Raw genomic sequence first — 15,715 nt, 5'->3', positions numbered from 1 at the left:
GACGGCGCGGGATTACTTATAAAGGATGGTCTGTTTGACGGTTAGAGTTCGCTATTTTCCATAACGGGGGTCGGTCCCGTCGTGCGATTAGCCAAGTGCCAATAGTTGCTCATTCATCATAAGTCTGTGTGTCTGTAACACGCTCTGCGAGACTACGGCTAACGGATTTGGCATCATCTCACTGGTTACTACCTGAGAAAAGCAACCTCAGAGGTCTTCGTCGGAGAAAACTAATCTGGTGCTATTTTCTTCAAGCCAACGTGAGTGTTCCTCATAGTTCGGATCGTGTTCCGCGACGAGTGACCAGAACGCATCAGTGTGATTGGGTTCTCGAAGGTGAGCCAACTCGTGAATCACGATGTAGTCCACGATCTCCTGTGGGGCCATCATCAACCGCCAGTTTAGACCGAGTGTTCCGGTTGTAGAGCAGGAACCCCATTTCGTCCTCTGATTGCGCACCTCTATTTTCTCGTACTCTACGCCCATCTGCTCGGCGTAGTACTCCGCTCGCTCCTCGAATGTCTCACGTGCCTTGCGTCGATAGAGAGTTTCGAGGGCGCGCTTGACCGAAGTATCCTCGACGTGGTGGCGTGCCAGCCGTAGTGTGTTCTCTGTGACGCCCGATGACGGGCGGCGCTCTACCACGATTTCACGCTCCTCGCCAAGATACGGGAACACCGCACCCTCCTCATACTCCCGCTCTGGAATCTTTTCGCGATACGTGTCGTACTTCTCCTTCTTTTCCACGACCCATACCGCGTTCTCTTTGAGTAGTTCCTCGGGATGGATTTCGTCGGATTCTGGAACGACAACCGTGATACCGTGAATATCCACGTCAATTCGCGGCTCAGTTGCATCGGAACTACGTCGGAGTTCGTACTCGACGGGTTGGCCCAACAACTCCACCGTTCGCCGTTGAGTGTTAGGCATTCTGGACAAGGTAATCCCGAACGGAATCAACGAAGCCGTCATAATCTCGGATGAGGTGGCCGAGGTCGTGTTCTACCACCAGCACATCCAATAGGATGCGCTCGATTTCCGCGATGGTCTGTTGATTCGTCTTCCAGCCGGAGTAGCCTCGGTCAACACGCTCACGGAACTGCGAGACAATTTCCTCAGCAACTCTCTCTGCCTGCTCGTCGGACTCTATCGCGTCCGGCGTCTCCTCGGTCAGGTGTGTGTAGATAGCGAACTCAGCGGCTTCCATCCCCTCCTCATCGGCTTCTCTCTCGACGTTCAGCACTTCCTCTTCCACAGATTTCAGGGCTTCAACCGCTTCGGGATCGGCCATCTCATCGCCCTGCCACCGCTCAACTATATCTGTGACTCGTTCACTTAGTCGCTTGTAGCGGGGGTTCTGGTTCTCACGTGGGTGAAGATGTTCGCGAGTTGCGTGCGCGATCTGCGATGCCTTGACGCCGGGATTGTCTAATCCCTCTACATCTTCGAGGTATTCTTCTCCAAGTTTGTACGTCGGGAAGTCACGCTTGATTTCCGAAATATCGACGTGCTTGTTGATTATCTCCCTCGTCTTCTCGCGCATCTCCTCTTCGGGGTCATCGTCGCCCGAGGTCGTGCGCTTGAACGCAACGTGAATCCGACTCAGCCACTTGTAGTCGCGCTCGATGCCTTCGCTTACGAGCCGCCCATCTGGTGCGACGGCCTCGTAGAGGTTTTGGAGCCGCCGGAAGTTCTGCTTGAACTCGCGGCGTTCCGGGTGCGTGCTAACGCGCTCGATGGCCTCGGAGGTCGCCTCTTGCGTGTCGGTCTTCGGAATCCCGTCGAAGATACCCATCACCCGCTCAACCTGCTCTACGAGATCGTCGTAGAGTTCATCCTTGTCACGGGCGGCGTAGGCCTTCGTCTCAGCGTCGTAGTCGAGCGCCTCGTCGATGTTCTCGAAGACGCCTTGGAAGTCCACAATCTCGCCGTTCTCCTTGCCTGCGGCAGGTCGGTTCGTCCGGGCGATGGCTTGCATTAGATTGTGGTTCTTGAGATTGCGGTCGAGATACATCGTCTTGAGCATTGGGGCGTCGAAGCCCGTGAGGAGCATATTGTGGACGACGAGGAGTTTCGGGTTCTCCTCCTCTTTGAACGCCTTGACGATGCTGTCACGCTCCTCAGAGTCCGTGTGGAACTGCTGAATGAGATCGGAGTCATCCTTGGTCGAGGTGTAGAGAACTTTCACCTCCTCCTTGCCTCGGAGTTCTGCGAGCCGCTCACCGTACATCGCCGCAGACCGGCGGCTCGGGGTCACGACCATTCCTTTCCAGCCGTTCGGGGAAACGTGGGTGTCGTAATGCTTGTCGATTTCTTCGACGGCCTTCTCCACACGCGGTTCGAGTTCCGCAAGCGTCGTCGCAGTGACGTTCTCGCGGATGGCCTCGCGTTTCTCGTCCGTAGTCAGTCCCCGGAACTCCTGCTCGAACTCCTCATCAAGCCCGGCCTCGTCAATATCCCACTTCATCTGGTGACGGAGCGTGAAGTACACAGGGAGAATCAGGCCATCATCAATTCCCTGCTTGACCGAGTAGCGGTGTAGGTAGTCCTCGCCCTCGGGAGAGAACTCGCGGAACGTGTTGCGGTCTTCGTGACGCTCCCCTTCGCGGACGGGCGTGCCGGTGAACCCGAAGTGGTAGCAGTCGGGGAGCGCGGCGTCGAGACGACTCCCGAGATCGGCTTCCATAAATCGGTGTGCCTCGTCGCTCATCACGATTACCTCGTCGTTCCCCTGTACGTCAGGGTCAACGTCCTCGAACTTCTGGATGGTCGTGAGGACGAGTTGACTGCTCCCCTCCTCGATGAGCTGCTGAAGGTGGTCGATGCTCTCGGCTTCCGTCCATTGCTCCAGCGAGAGGTTCGCCAGTTGGTCGCGCATCTGGCTGTTTAATTTGTCCGTGTCCACGATGATGAACACCTGCGGGTTGCGGGCGACTGCGGGGCGTGAGAGTAGGTTTTCGGCGGCGTACAGCATTGTGAATGACTTGCCCGACCCTTGGGTGTGCCAGATGAGGCCGCGCTTGTGGTCGCCCTCACGGACGCGGTCAAGGATGCGATTCACCGCGTAGTACTGCATATATCGCGGGACGATTTTCGCGTCGCCCCCGGCTCGCCGCTCGTAGAACACGAAGTGCTTGAGCAGGTCAAGAATGGACGAGGGGTTACACAGCGTCTTCACCGCCTGCTTCATCGCGTTGTCGTCTGCGAACTCTTCCGGGGCGTCGTTCCACGGCTCGTAGAACTCTTTCGGCGCACCCACAGCCCCGTACCGTAGTTCCATCGTGTCGGCGGCAACGTTGAACAGACCGGGGACGAACAGCCGGGAAACGTCCTCCTCGTACTCTTTGAGATCGCGAACGGCGTCGTGCCAGTCGTTATCCTGTGCGAGGCTCTTGAGTTCCATCGTCACGAGCGGAATCCCGTTGACGAACAGATTCACGTCCGGGCGGATAGTCGTCTCCCGCGAGACGGAGAACTGATTCACCGCGTGGAAGCGATTGTTCTCGGGATTTTCGTAGTCAATGAGGTCAACGTAGATTGTGTCGGTCGCGCCGTCATCGCGCTGGATATTGAACGTCTTGCCCTTGGTAAGCAACTGGTAGAAGGCTTGATTACCATCCATCAAGTTCTCGGCGTCGAGATCACGCCGGAGGGAGGAGACGAACTTATCAACGTTGTTTTCGGTCACTCCTTCATTCAATGCGACGACCTGCTCCGCGAGGAGGTTCCAGTAGATGACCTCGTGGCTGTCGCGCTCGTAGGCCTCATTGAGAACGTTCGCACCGCGTCCGCCGTCCTGTCCGTGTGTCTCCCATCCTATGCCGTCGAGCCACGAGAGAAGCGACCGTTCGACGCCGCCCTCGGATGGGATACTAACCATATTGAGCGACTTCCTCGGGCACCTCTATGGTGGTATCGGTTGTTTGGACTGTTCCCGAAAGTAGGTCTTGCATCAGACCGCGTTTGAGACGTTTGAGTCGGTCAACTTCTTGTTCATTTATTTGGATAACATCTAAAGTCTCGTCAATTCGCTGTGCGATTTCCTCTTGTTCTTTCATAGGTGGCACAGGTATGGTAACTTCTTGTAGATTATAATTCGAGATTCCTTTAACAGTAGAGCCAGTCGCGCGTGCCTCATATTCTTTCTGAACGAATGGAGAACCCATTAAATGTGCAAAGAACCGATTGTCAAACTGTTCCCCGGGCCTGAGAACAATGAGTCGTTGAGAAAGTGAGAATTTCATCTCAGGCAAGACAGCAGCTTTTCCCATTGGGGCTTCAGTCGATAGAAGTGTATCTCCCTCCTGTGGGATTCCCCTTGTCATCCATTCATCATAAGTCTCCGCTGAAACATGCTTGAGATCGTCAAGAATAATTTCTCCTCGTTCAATATTGATGTTCCTGAGGTGAGGTATTCCTTCGTCAGAGAACTCTGGGTTCTTTCCACGATAATCAATAATCTCACTACAGGCTTCGGATACTGTTGTTACATCCCAACTCACAGGAATCTGTACATTCCTTCCCAAAATACGAACGTTATCATACTGCTCGTGGTCAACTCCTCTCGGAATTAGACTTTGGTAAAGACCCTTGTAAAATCGTTCAAGCCGGTCAACAATAGCCTCGGCGTTCTTAATCGCCCGGTCAACCGTGTAAAGTACAGTGGCAATTTTGCGCTGTTCAGGGAGTGGTGGAATAGGTATTTTATGCTTCTTTACAATTCCCTTTCCTAAGTTCGCTTGAGTTGTTTGACGGCTCAAACTCTCCAATCTTGGTTGTGAATTGTCAATCGCATAGCGAACATAGAGTACGTTATCCTCCTCGGCATCCCATAGTCCGAGAATAGCCTGATTTGTAGCCACACGGCTCTGAACTATTGCTGTCTCAGCGAGGCTCCCATAGATAGTTAGTAGAAGCGTCCCTGAGTCAAACGCTCTTGTGCTTGTTTCTTCTAACGCCTGTTTGGTAACATAGTCTTCTGCTGTCGAAACTCCTTCCCCTTTCTGTTCGTTCAGGTCTTCAATCTTGACAAATGGTATGTTCCCGCCATAGTACTCATCTACCCCTTTCTTTGGAGTTCCTCCGCTATAAATGGAATTAAAGACTTCACCGAGACGTTTCTCAACCCATGCAGAATCCTGTTTGGATTCCGAATCTACGTAGTCAGTGATGTCAACTTGCTCACTCATAGTTCAACGCCTCCATATGCTCCGTCATCGTCGCCTCTATCTCCTCACGCTCTGCCTGCAGCTCACGTAACTTCACCAGTTCCTCCTCCACGTCAATATCCTCTTCCGGTTCAGTCGTGTCCACGTACAGCGCGATATTGAGGTTGTAGTCGTTCTCTCGAATCTCATCGAGCGATACTGTGCGACTCACCCGCTCCTCGGTCGCCCACTCGCGGAAGTTCTCGACGATGTGGTCGAGGCCGTCCTCAGTTAGTTCATTTTGATTCGACAACTCTTCGTAGAACGCTTCGTCTGCGGCGTGGATGAACTGCACCTCGTCCTCGCGCTCAGCGGGCTTGCCCGTGTTCAGCACAAGGATTGCGGAGGGAATTGAATTATTCTGGAATAGACTCTCAGGAAGCCCGACGATAGCCTCTACTATATCCTCCTCTAACATATGTTCCCGGTATTTCCCCTCGCGCTTGCGGAACAGCACGCCATGAGGAATGACAACGGCGGCCTTGCCCCCCGTCTCATCGCGCCCGGGGCGCTTCAACTGCTCCGCTATATGCATAATAAAGGCGTAGTCCCCTCGGTCGGCACGCGGCAGTTTCTCGTGCCAGTTAAAGCGTCCATACGGATCATCTTGGAGATCATCTTTCGCCCAGTTAGCACTAAACGGGAAGTTCGCCAATACACGGTCGAAACGTGTGAGTTCGTTCGAGTCGTCGTCGGTGAACGCGGGACTCGAAAGAGAGTCCTCGCGCTCGATCTCCCCATCCAGTCCATGAATGGAGAGGTTCATCTTGGCGATGGCCGAAATGTCTGGATTGACTTCCTGCCCGGTGAAGGTCATCTTTGTCGGGTCGCCGCCCTGCTCCTCGCGGTAGTAGCGTGCGGCCTCGATGAGCATCCCACCCGAGCCAACGGTCGGGTCGTGGAATGTGTGGCCGTCCTCGAACTCATCGACCAGTCGCACGCAGAGATTGACGATGTGCGGTGGCGTGAAGAACTGCCCGCCAGACTTGCCCTCCTCCTCCGCAAAGTGGCGAACCAAGTCCATATACGCCTCTCCGAGCATATCCGGTGGTACGCTGTCTCGGTCAAGGTCGTGTTTTGAGAGGTGTTCGACGAGTTTCCCGAGCCGGTCGTCATCAAGCGCGTCGGCGTCGATGTAGTCTGCGCGGAAGACCCCCGTGAGTTCGGGATTTTCCTCGGTGAGCGCATCGAACGCCTCGTTGAGTGCTTGATCCACGTTGTCGCTCACTGCGCGAATGTCCTCCCACAGATAGCCTTCGGGGACGACTGGAATGTCGTAGAGGTTGTTCCGCCGTGCGAAGTCCTCGCCGTACTCCTCAACGTTCTCGGCGTACTGCTTCTCGAACTCGTCGGAGATGGACTTGTAATAGACGAGTGGGAGAATGTATTCCTTGTAGTCGGTCGGGTCAACGGCGTCTCGGATTATATCGGCGCACTTGAACAGATGAGATTCCAGTTCGTCAAGCGAGATGGGCATATCACTACTGTTCTATGCAGGTCTCATATGCTCTGCGGTAGCGTTCGCGGGCGGGGGTGCAATAACAACAGGTGCTACTCACTTGCTCAAATTGGGGTGCGGACGTAAGTTGCGCCCGCAGCGCCCCGGTGAAGGACATGGAGAAGCCCAATTGTACTTTTGTTGTCCTCACTATTCATTCTTACTCCGTCGCTGAACACTTGAAATGGTGGGGGGTCCTAACCAGAGACTGAATAATCGGGCGTCCTCGACGTTGTAACTAACGTCGCTGGTCTTCCAGCGGATGCCCTATGTACCGCGAACTACACGGCGGCGGATCGGACTCTGTTTTATCAATGACCTCCAAATCACTAATCCATGTGGCTTTATTGGTTATGTGGGCGGGTATGTCAATAATATTTGCCGCCCCCACAAATTCATACGAATAAAATTTCACGTTGTCTCCATTTTCATCGTCATCACGACTGTTGCCCATTAACACCTGACTGCCATTGTGGACCTGTATTTCCATACACCAATATAGGGCGAGTTTCCACCCATGAGTAAAGTTTTCTGGCTCCGTCTCACCACTCGCCACCGCCATCATATCGTTATACGTCTTGGCCAAGTAATACTGTAAATCAGCTCCACTCCCCATAATCCAACGGTCACGACCAGTAGAATATTGAATCCTCTGACAATCAACTTCAGAGCCTTGATCCCTCGTCTCGCCCCAATATTCCGAAACATCTGCCTCAGACGGAACCTCTGATACATGCACCCCAAACACACACAAATGCAAGTGAGGGAGTCCAGTATCAGTAAACTCGACAACGTGAAGATTCGTCGGGACCGTATCTCGCCCCAATTTATCCTTGAGCCACTGCATGAACCGGGTCTTATTCTTCATCAACGACTCATACATTTCCTCAATCGAATCAAACCGCTTCGGGTCCGTCGTCAACGTAATCATTTGTCCAATAATGTATAATTCAGAAGCCTTCTCGAAAGCCCCACAAAACGATGCATACGACGACTTAGCCTCAAAGTCATCACTAAAACGATCTGTCATTGGCTTCAAAATATACTCCGGTCCAAAGTCCTCCCCCGCCAAACTTTCCCGCCTGAGAACTTGTGTTGTATTCCTCTTATGCTCGATCTCGTTCATTAGTTCTCCGGCCAAGTACTCACGAGTTGCCTCATTGTCAATCGTACTAAACATCTTAGGAGTCTGGACCGCTCGATCCTTCGGGTAGTGGACTCGATTATCATTTTTCCAGTCTCCCGAACCAAACGTAGATTGTATCTCACCCGTTTTACTCTTGGACCCACCGCCGTATTGCGATCTTGTCCGTTCCCTACCCATATCAAGAGCAGCCGTCTTCCGCAGTTCTACCGACGGATAGACCCAATAGTCAGACCTCTCCTCATCACCACGATCCTCCAATTTCAGCAAATCAAACCGTTCGCAGAGGCGCTTACCCATCCGATAGTGTTTTCTGTTACTGCCGAGGCCACCCCAAACCCAACGTACTACCTGCGATAACGCCAACCCCTCGGGGTTGTACCTTACTTTGCGGGCAAATTCGGTTTTTTTCTCCTCATCTTTCTCACCCTCCCAAGGAATCTCGATACCGCACAAGGTGGGTGGGTGGTTAGTACTGGATGTTTTACATTCGGAATCCTCGGTCGAACGGTTTTGAGTATGTTTAGATATGGACATATATGGGTATAGTCGGAAATACTAAGATCACTCAAACCTAAGAAAAGAGTGCTTCACGCCCTTTTCCCGGCCTTCACCCAATTAGTGTGAATTGGCAACCTATATCGTATTTCTGACTTGTATACATAGGCATTACTACGGGTGATACTTAAGATTAAATGGAAGGACTGGAAAGACTGGAAAGACTGGAAACGGTGGTGCGTATATTAACACACCACAAGAATGGTTCTCAAATAATTCCCAGACAAAAAGAGGAAGTTATATAGATTCTCTATGGATCTTTTCCCAAATTTTCAACATTTCCCGCTTACTCCGGTATCCGGTACATATCTCCCGTTTTAGCAGTGGTTAGTAGCATGGATTTTACCCAATTTTAATATTGGAACTAAACTGTCTGATTTTGAGGTGCCTTCGGAGAACCCGATGAGGTGGGATATTTTGATGCTGTATTCGTTTAGTTGAGTACCATCCGTTCTAGTTTAACAGGTCGGGGTATCCAGAGACGCCAAGCTAGAATCGTCAGTAACTAGGAATGTGAGAATCCGGTGGGAAGTGTGTACAAACCACCGGATTCAGTAGTTGTGAACCGAATTCAAAGAGCGTTTCCATCCGATGAGTTGCGCGAGCGTGCTCGCGCAACGAATCTTATCCAGCGAGAGCGGAAACTCGACGTCGTCGCGTTGTTTTACACGCTCTCCCTCGGCTTTGCCGCTGGTTCTGATCGATCCATTCAGGCGTTTCTCGAACGCTACGTCGAGATGGCTGACTGCGACGAACTCTCGTATGCGACGTTTCACGGCTGGTTCAAACCAGGGTTCGTCGCACTCCTTCGAGAGATTCTCGATGAGGCCATCGAGAATCTCGACACCGGCCAAACCGAGCTGAGCGGACGTCTCGAACGATTTCGAGACGTCCTCATCGTCGACGCGACGATCATCTCGCTCTACCAAGACGCCAAAGATGTCTACGCACTCGATGATGACCGAGCCGGGGCGAAACTCCATCTCACCGAATCGCTCTCAACGGGACTTCCAACGCGATTTCGGACGACCGACGCGAGCACCCATGAACGGAGCCAGCTACCCACCGGCGAGTGGGTAGCTGGCGCCCTCATTCTGTTCGATCTCGGCTACTACGATTTCTGGCTGTTCGACCGCATTGACGCCAATGATGGCTGGTTCGTCTCTCGCGTCAAAGAAAACGCAGACTTCGAAATCGTCGAAGAACTCCGGACGTGGCGAGGGAACAGCATTCCGCTAGAAGGCCAGTCGCTGCAGGCCGTCCTCGACGACCTGAAGCGACAGGAAATTGACGTACAGATCACGCTCTCGTTCGACCGCAAACGAGGGTCGGGCGCCAGCGCGACCCGAACCTTCCGATTAGTCGGCGTTCGCAACGATGACAGCGGCGAGTATCATCTGTACCTGACGAATCTGGAGAGAGACGACTACCGCGCGCCCGATATCGCACAGCTCTATCGGGCGCGCTGGGAGATCGAACTGCTGTTCAAAGAACTCAAATCACGGTTCGGTCTGGACGAGATCAACACGACCGACGCCTACATCATCGAGGCGCTGATCATCATGGCAGCACTCTCGCTGCTGATGAGCCGGGTTATCGTCGACGAACTCCAGAAACTGGACGCAAAGCAGCGAGACTGCGCCGACGACGCCGCGGCGTCGTCGACGCGGCTTCCTCGACGACGATGTTCACACGCTGTCGAACGCCACGCTCATCTGATCCAGTTGTACCTGATGTTGGATCTGGGGTACGAGCTACCGGATCTCGATTCGTTGTTGCTGTGGTCGTCACGAGATCCAAATCCACACCGTCCGAGGTTACGTGAACAGGTGGAGTCAGGCGAGTTCTGGTAACGAACTCGCCTGACGAGACGGGCTGGATCGCCCAGGCTGGTCAGCGACGGCTCTGGAACGGCGGCGCACTCACGACTGCGAGTGCGCCGCCTTCGACGGGAGACATGACCAAGAACCGGCTGGTTTGCTTGAGCAGCAGCTATCTCGGTATGATTGCGGTGAGACTCGACGCATTTTCGGCGTGATCACCGTCTCAGTTAGTCGCTAAGCTAGAACGGATGATGAGCCGGGTTATCGTCGACGAACTCCAGAAACTGGACGCAAAGCAGCGAGACTGCGCCGACGACGCCGCGGCGTCGTCGACGCGGCTTCCTCGACGACGATGTTCACACGCTGTCGAACGCCACGCTCATCTGATCCAGTTGTACCTGATGTTGGATCTGGGGTACGAGCTACCGGATCTCGATTCGTTGTTGCTGTGGTCGTCACGAGATCCAAATCCACACCGTCCGAGGTTACGTGAACAGGTGGAGTCAGGCGAGTTCTGGTAACGAACTCGCCTGACGAGACGGGCTGGATCGCCCAGGCTGGTCAGCGACGGCTCTGGAACGGCGGCGCACTCACGACTGCGAGTGCGCCGCCTTCGACGGGAGACATGACCAAGAACCGGCTGGTTTGCTTGAGCAGCAGCTATCTCGGTATGATTGCGGTGAGACTCGACGCATTTTCGGCGTGATCACCGTCTCAGTTAGTCGCTAAGCTAGAACGGATGATGAGCCGGGTTATCGTCGACGAACTCCAGAAACTGGACGCAAAGCAGCGAGACTGCGCCGACGACGCCGCGGCGTCGTCGACGCGGCTTCCTCGACGACGATGTTCACACGCTGTCGAACGCCACGCTCATCTGATCCAGTTGTACCTGATGTTGGATCTGGGGTACGAGCTACCGGATCTCGATTCGTTGTTGCTGTGGTCGTCACGAGATCCAAATCCACACCGTCCGAGGTTACGTGAACAGGTGGAGTCAGGCGAGTTCTGGTAACGAACTCGCCTGACGAGACGGGCTGGATCGCCCAGGCTGGTCAGCGACGGCTCTGGAACGGCGGCGCACTCACGACTGCGAGTGCGCCGCCTTCGACGGGAGACATGACCAAGAACCGGCTGGTTTGCTTGAGCAGCAGCTATCTCGGTATGATTGCGGTGAGACTCGACGCATTTTCGGCGTGATCACCGTCTCAGTTAGTCGCTAAGCTAGAACGGATGGAGTGAATATGATGATGAAACATATGACCCAGATGTTAGCCACGAATGGTGAGCGAACGTCTGTACTGCTAAAATAAGCTAGTTGGGTAATCGACCTGCACAATCCTATCTTTATCAACAACTTCTTTTGGATGACTGACTACGATTATACATATATTTATTATACTGTCCACCCTATAGGACAGTATGGGTAAGAAAGATGCTTGCGGAGAAGGTCGTCGCCCTGACAAAAGTCATGATGTTGGTGACTCTGCACCGGGCACGACTGGGGAAAGTACAGGCATCCCGCAGGATGGTCGAGCGCAAACCTTTGAGTACGAAGAAGAAGCCGAAGTGTGGTTTGAAGACGAAGACTAAGTATTCCCTATCAAGTCTTCTATGTGATCTTTAGACGGAATAGCGACGCCTGTGAATAAATGAACGGATTTTTTGTAAAATCCAACTCTAGGAGTCAATATTAGGTCATATTGGCCAGAGTCTGTTGGGCACATCATTGGTGTGTGTTAACAGACTTTGTTTGCGGCAAGGTAGTAACCATATTAGCTTTTATAGTGAAACTCTTCTGTTAATTCACGATGTTATCGAAAAACCCGTCTGGAGACGTTGAGAACGCGGTTATCCGCGCCCTCTACCGAACAGGTAAGATTGATGATAGTGAACTCAACCTTAGTCTAATTACTCCAGAAGAAGCAGTGGCCGAATACCTTGATGTCAACCCGAAGAGCAACGGCGAATCGACTATGAGATCCCACGAGTCGCGGTTAGGAATATTTGTTGATTGGTGTGATGATAACGAAATCGAGTATATGAATGACCTTTCCAAAGAGGATTTGGAAGCGTACAGAGAAAAGAGGGAAAAGAAGGTAAAGCCTCGAACACTCGAAACTCAGTTTCAGACTCTCAGCGTCTTTGTTCGATACTGTGAATCACAGGGTTATGTCAAGCCTGCACTTTCGGTTGAAGTACCGGAAATAGAGGTAGCAGAGGAAGACAAGAGCAGAGATCGGTACATGACACGAGAACGAGCAAAAGAGGTCGTATCACACCTTTCACGATTTAATTACGCCTCTCAGGACCATGCACTATGGCTACTACTCACCGACACTGGGATTCGGACTTGTACATTAAGGTCTCTGGACATTGACGACTTCGTAGAATTGGAAGATGGTACCGGCTATCTTAACCTAGAGCATCGACCAAAGACTGGAACTCGATTGAAGAACAAAACTGCTAGTGAACGCCAGATTCCGATTTCGTCTAGCACATGTGAGGTGCTTAGTGATTACATTGAGCATAGACGCCCAGACACGATTGATCGTTATGGGCGGGAACCGTTGATCGCTACTGAGCAGGGACGGATTTCAGCGTCAGCGGTTCGGACACGAATTAATAAATGGTCTGCCCCGTGTTTGATCGGAGATTGCCCTCACGGTAGGAACCCAGATACCTGCCGCCCAGCAACAGTTGCTGGAGACATGAATTGTCCAAGTAAACGTTCTCCGCATGACCTTCGTAAAGGATATATTACATATATGCGCCAAAATGGATGGGATGGACCAACCCTGTCTGATAATGTAGATGCCTCGGCCGATGTTATCGACCGACACTACGATAAAACAGATAAAGAAAAGAAACGCAAATTGCATGCCACAATACTGACAGAGGTTGTAGATGACTTTGAGTGACTCCAGTCTCAGCATAGATCGAGACCTACAATAACGGGTGTCACACTCTGTATCGTCCACTCACGGTGAATAGCAGACTACAACGTATTCGGATATATTCTAAACCTGTTTCTCCTCAATTAATGGTACTCATCGCAATTTTATAGGATGGGTTTAAACCATTTTCTAACTGTTATGAGGGTATGGCTGACACTCCACTTGAAGCATTAGAGAGTATGCTAGGAGAGGAGGTGACTGTATATCGAAAAGAATCTAAACCAATTTCTGGACGACTTTCTAGTTATGATCACCACATGAACATTGAGTTGGACAGTATGGTTGTTCGAGGCAAGGAAATACTGTCTATTGGGAAAAGAAGGATGGATGATGAAGCGTCGGCCGGGAAGAGTTCTACCACTCCTAAGATCAATTTGTCTGAGAAGGAGCAACCAAGTGACTCAGGGAAATCACAGGAGAAATCAGAAAAAGAGAGCAGGTCGGAGACAACATCAACGTATTTGTCTGAACTACGAGATCAAGCGATTGAAGAATCCGTTGATGAAATCAGTGTACAGACTACACAAAGAACAACACAAGAGTATACACGATCCTCTGCTGTACGTGAGTATGTGAAAGCACGGGCGAACGGAAATTGCGAAGGTTGCGGAAATCCAGCTCCATTTACGAGCAAAACGGGCGAACCCTATCTTCATGCCCATCACATTCATGAACTCAGTGATAAGGGATCTGACAAACCTGACACTGTTGTCGCCCTCTGTCCAAACTGCCACTTCCGTGTTCATCATGGCGAAGATGGAGAGGAGTATAATGAATCGCTATTCAAATACGCAAAAGAATTAGAAGATTCACAACAGTTAGAAACCATATCTGAAGAAGATAATGATAGTAATGAATTGGAATACAATTATCCACTTGAGAAATTCGCACAAGTAGAGATAGAGAAAGTGAATGGTAAGGGGAATCTCCTTACATTTTCAGAAAATATTCCCAAAGATCACCTACATATATCTCATGGTCAGAAGGGAGAAAAGGTTATAGTCTTCCTTGGTTCCGATTCCTCGATGTATTCAAACCAATTACAATATCCGAATGTACCTTTCGATTCTGTGGAAGATGCTGCAAGAAACTATTCGCCTGAAACCGATCTCATACTCAAAGAAAATGATCTAATAAAAATCCCTGATCCAGTGATTGTTCCGAAAGAAAGACCAGTTATACATCTTAATGGCTATAACATTGAACGAATCGAATTAGATGGCGATGTTAAAAAGGGATATCAGTTGACTGTAAGAATCACGAATATAGATGGTGAGGTTGCGAAAGGAACGGTTGAGGCGACAAAGCGAAAGAACAGCGGTCGGAAAAAGAGTCGAAGGAAAAAGAAACGGAAGAAAAAGCGGAATAAGCGTTCTACTGGAACTAGAAATCCATTCAATGGGTTCTTCGGTAGTAAGAATGAAAATATTAAAAACTACCGTTAGGTAAGCCTCTTTATTTCATATATTGTCTAAGAACTTCCTTCTTTGTTCCATTTTTTCGAGAGACGTGCGTTCATCGTAATGAGCGTCAAGAACGTCGGCTGAAACGTCTGCACGGTCACTTACGACCGGTTGGGGAATCTCCTCACGTAGCCAGTGCGTTATACTTCCTCGCCGTACAGCGTGCGGTGAGATACTTGATGGGCATTCGGACGCAGAATAACGCTCATTGGCCGAGCTACAGTCGTCGGGGTCTCGATCATGTGGACAATCAGCACCATACTTGCAAGGACGAGACCACATATAGACGTACTGTTGAATTGTAGTCAGATGGATTCTGCCTTGTGATGTTGCGAGAAGTGGTTTTCGTCCATATTCATCGGTAGAATTGGGCCGCTTATCTGCAACCCAGTCATCTAGTAGTTCACAGACAGACTCAGACACAGCGATTGGCCGTTCTCCACCAGTTCCATTCTTTAGCGGCGTATCTGATTCGGGACGATGTTTGAGATCAAGATACTGTTCATCTGGATAGTAGTCTCGAAGGTCGATTGCTCTTACTGCACCTCGGCGCATTAGCCCGTGCCATAATAAAGATAAAGTGACATGAGGCAAAGTACAGTAGTGGTATTTTTCGAGGTATGTTAGGATCTTCGTCGCTTCATCGCTATGAAGTTCGACAGATCGTGCATTCTCGCCCTTCGCCAATGAAGGAGATTTGATTTTTGCGGGTAGTTCTGGGTCACAGCCTTCAATACTGGCTAACCACTTTGCGAATACTCTGACCGTATCTATCTGCGTCTTGACTGTCACCTTCGACAGATCACCGTCATTTCGCCGCCAAACCTTATACCGATGAATGTCACGACCTGTGAGTTCGTTCAGATTTCCAATTCTTTCTTCCTCACACCAGTCGATGAAAGTGGAGAGTCGAGAGCGGTGCGACCGTAGTGTCCAGTCTGCTAAGTCACCACGTCGGTCATCTAAATACAGTTCCAGTGCTTTTCTTGGTTCGATGGGTTTGAGGTCAGTGTGCATGGCTAGTATTGGCCATCGCACTGTAACCGCCCCTCGTGTTGGTTTTGCGTT

10 protein-coding genes and 2 pseudogenes are annotated in these 15,715 nt (G+C 51.2%); 6 read left to right on the top strand and 6 right to left on the bottom strand.

Annotation, left to right across the window (positions count from 1 at the left end):
* Positions 1 to 207 precede the first annotated feature (207 nt).
* The 5 genes from B1756_RS17015 to B1756_RS16995 all read right to left on the bottom strand — a co-directional run bounded on the left by B1756_RS17015 (position 208) and on the right by B1756_RS16995 (position 8,386).
* On the bottom strand, positions 208 to 930 hold the full coding sequence (locus B1756_RS17015; RefSeq protein ID WP_086889630.1) for a M48 family metallopeptidase: 723 nt from the start codon (positions 928 to 930) through the stop codon (positions 208 to 210).
* Positions 923 to 3,880: a type I restriction endonuclease subunit R gene (locus B1756_RS17010; protein WP_086889629.1), complete on the bottom strand. Its 2,958-nt coding sequence runs from the start codon at positions 3,878 to 3,880 to the stop codon at positions 923 to 925. The genes B1756_RS17015 and B1756_RS17010 overlap by 8 nt, the downstream gene beginning before the upstream one ends.
* Positions 3,873 to 5,189, bottom strand: coding sequence for a restriction endonuclease subunit S (locus B1756_RS17005; protein WP_086889628.1), 1,317 nt, complete (start codon positions 5,187 to 5,189; stop codon positions 3,873 to 3,875). The genes B1756_RS17010 and B1756_RS17005 overlap by 8 nt, the downstream gene beginning before the upstream one ends.
* Entirely contained in the window at positions 5,182 to 6,684 is a 1,503-nt protein-coding gene (locus B1756_RS17000) for a type I restriction-modification system subunit M (RefSeq protein WP_086889627.1), read from the bottom strand. Before B1756_RS17000 ends, B1756_RS17005 begins: the two co-directional genes overlap by 8 nt.
* Before the next feature lie 259 nt (positions 6,685 to 6,943).
* Entirely contained in the window at positions 6,944 to 8,386 is a 1,443-nt protein-coding gene (locus tag B1756_RS16995; protein WP_152031335.1) for a hypothetical protein, read from the bottom strand.
* A 545-nt stretch (positions 8,387 to 8,931) separates the two neighbouring features.
* On the opposite strand from B1756_RS16995, the gene B1756_RS16990 reads away from it, so the two are divergent.
* From B1756_RS16990 to B1756_RS16970, 6 genes and pseudogenes are all read left to right on the top strand, one after another.
* Entirely contained in the window at positions 8,932 to 10,260 is a 1,329-nt protein-coding gene (locus B1756_RS16990) for an IS4 family transposase (RefSeq protein WP_086887708.1), read from the top strand.
* Positions 10,261 to 10,472: 212 nt separating this feature from the next.
* A pseudogene (locus B1756_RS16985) lies at positions 10,473 to 10,751 on the top strand (IS4 family transposase); the annotation flags it as partial.
* A 212-nt stretch (positions 10,752 to 10,963) separates the two neighbouring features.
* Positions 10,964 to 11,242 (top strand): annotated as a pseudogene (locus B1756_RS16980) (IS4 family transposase); the annotation flags it as partial.
* 407 nt (positions 11,243 to 11,649) lie between these two features.
* Positions 11,650 to 11,820, top strand: a complete 171-nt coding sequence (locus B1756_RS19475) for a hypothetical protein (protein ID WP_161493203.1) — start codon at positions 11,650 to 11,652, stop codon at positions 11,818 to 11,820.
* Between the two features lie 218 nt (positions 11,821 to 12,038).
* The gene (locus tag B1756_RS16975; protein WP_086889625.1) at positions 12,039 to 13,148 is read left to right on the top strand and encodes a tyrosine-type recombinase/integrase; all 1,110 of its coding nucleotides are present in this window, start codon (positions 12,039 to 12,041) and stop codon (positions 13,146 to 13,148) included.
* 182 nt (positions 13,149 to 13,330) lie between these two features.
* A complete protein-coding gene (locus B1756_RS16970; RefSeq protein WP_086889624.1) occupies positions 13,331 to 14,629 on the top strand; it encodes an HNH endonuclease in 1,299 nt (432 codons plus the stop codon).
* Between the two features lie 15 nt (positions 14,630 to 14,644).
* Here the strand turns inward: B1756_RS16970 and B1756_RS16965 are convergent, their stop codons facing one another.
* Positions 14,645 to 15,664: a tyrosine-type recombinase/integrase gene (locus B1756_RS16965; protein ID WP_086889623.1), complete on the bottom strand. Its 1,020-nt coding sequence runs from the start codon at positions 15,662 to 15,664 to the stop codon at positions 14,645 to 14,647.
* Between the last annotated feature and the right edge of the window lie 51 nt (positions 15,665 to 15,715).

Source organism: Natrarchaeobaculum aegyptiacum, assembly GCF_002156705.1.
In the GTDB taxonomy this organism is placed as follows: Archaea; Halobacteriota; Halobacteria; order Halobacteriales; family Natrialbaceae; genus Natrarchaeobaculum; species Natrarchaeobaculum aegyptiacum.
The sequence above is the reverse complement of the archived record's forward strand: the minus strand, read 5'-3'. Positions and strand labels throughout refer to the sequence as shown.